Origin of the sequence: Paenibacillus woosongensis (assembly GCF_009725165.1) — a bacterium.
Classification (GTDB): Bacteria; Bacillota; Bacilli; order Paenibacillales; family Paenibacillaceae; genus Fontibacillus; species Fontibacillus woosongensis.
This window is the reverse complement of the sequence record NZ_WNZW01000061.1, coordinates 1-388: the sequence shown is the minus strand read 5'-3', so window position 1 is coordinate 388 and position 388 is coordinate 1. Positions and strand designations below refer to the sequence as shown.

Annotated in this window: 1 pseudogene; it reads right to left on the bottom strand. The window is 49.5% G+C overall.

Annotated features, from left to right (window positions below):
• Positions 1-208: pseudogene (locus GNP95_RS26355) on the bottom strand (GGDEF domain-containing protein); the annotation flags it as partial.
• Positions 209-388: the final 180 nt, after the last annotated feature.

Sequence of the window (388 nt, the reverse complement as noted above, 5' to 3'; positions counted from 1 at the left end):
GATATTCATGAAACGTCTTGTGGTTGTACAGCTCCGTAAGCGCATCGATTTTGGAAAGCGTGTCCATAATAATGTTCTTGACCAGCAGTTCCTGCTTCGCTTCCGTGGCGTGCTTGAGGTTGTCCAGCAGTTCGATGCCGCTGCTCGTGATGGATAGCGCGATAACGGTCGTTCCCGTGTATAAGAACAGGATTCCAATCATATGCACCGGCTGCATCGTGAGGCGCAGCGGAGCGCTGACCCCGTACAAGACGCCGAATGAGAGCAGCACGAGAGCGAACGCGATTAAGATGGTTTGTTTATTAAAGGATAGAACGGATGTTAAAATCGGAAAGATAAAGATGGCGGGTACGATTCCGATTGACGGATTCATGAGAATGATGGACGA